We start from the raw sequence: 1,274 nt of genomic DNA, 5'->3' as shown, positions 1-1,274 counted from the left end.
TCGTCCTCGCGCGCCATCACCAGCGATTCGCGAACGCCCGGCAAGGCTGCCAGCGCCGCCTCGATCTCTCCCAACTCCATCCGGAAGCCGCGAATCTTCACCTGTGTATCGATACGGCCCAGGTATTCGAGCCGCCCATCGGGCAGGAAACGCGCCAAATCTCCCGTGCGATACAGGCGCGCGTCCTCTCGTTCGTTGAACGGATTGCGGATAAAACGCTCCGCCGTCAGTTCGGGACGATTCAGGTAGCCACGCGCCAGACCCGCTCCGCCAACGCAGAGTTCGCCTGCCACGCCAATCGGCAAGGGCTTCAGGTTTGCATCCACCACATAGGCGGACAGATCAGGGATCGGTCGGCCGATACAGGCCGCGTGGCCGCCTTCGGCAGTCAACGGCCAATAGGTCACGTGGACCGTGGTTTCCGTGATCCCGTACATGTTGATCAACTGGCAGGCGCCGTTACGCGAATCGGCGTACCAGGGCTTCAACATGCTCACGTCGAGCGCTTCGCCGCCGAAGATCACATGCCGCAGGCGGTGCTCGCTTTCATTGTCGGCCTGTGCCGCGATCAGTTGACGGAACGCACCCGGCGTCTGGTTCAGCATCGTCACGCCGCGCTCACAGACCAGACGATAGAACTCCTGCGGCGAGCGGCTCACCAGCTTCGGCACCACCACCAGACGGCCGCCGTGCAGCAGCGCGCCCCAGATTTCCCAGACCGAGAAATCGAAGGCGAACGAGTGGAACAGCGTCCAGGTATCGTCGCTACCGAAGTTGAACCACCCATCGGTTGCCGTGAATAGCCGAATCACGTTGCGGTGCTCGATCATCACGCCCTTGGGCTGCCCCGTCGAGCCCGAGGTGTAGATCACATAGGCCAGGCTCTTTTCGTCGAGGCCATCCACTACCGGGTTGCTCCCGGGCATGTCCTGGTTCGGCGCATCGATATCGAACACCGGCATCGACAGCTCGCCGAGCACGTCACGCGTATCGGCCTGGACCAGCACGGCCGTCGGTGCGCTGTCGCCCAGCGTGAAAGCCAGACGATCGGCCGGATAAGCCGGATCCAGGGGCACATAACCGGCTCCGGCCTTGAGGACGGCCAGCAGGCCGACGATCATGCCGACACCGCGCTCCACGCAGATCGCGACGCGATCGTCCTTGCTCACGCCCGCCGCGATCAGCCGATGCGCCAGGCGATTCGCCCGCGCATTGAGTTCGCCGTAGCTCAGGCGCTCGCTCTCGAACTCGACCGCGATCACCTCCGGCATGAG

Annotated in this window: 1 protein-coding gene; it reads right to left on the bottom strand. The window is 63.9% G+C overall.

Annotated features, from left to right (window positions below; translation table 11 throughout):
* Window positions 1–1,262: amino acid adenylation domain-containing protein (locus F3J18_RS37420; RefSeq protein WP_345892553.1), on the bottom strand; the 1,262-nt coding region annotated here is incomplete at its 3' end.
* Window positions 1,263–1,274 lie beyond the last annotated feature (12 nt).

Source organism: Burkholderia sp. Ax-1720 (assembly GCF_011753035.1).
GTDB lineage: Bacteria > Pseudomonadota > Gammaproteobacteria > Burkholderiales > Burkholderiaceae > Burkholderia > Burkholderia gladioli.
The sequence above is the reverse complement of the archived record's forward strand: the minus strand, read 5'-3'. Positions and strand labels throughout refer to the sequence as shown.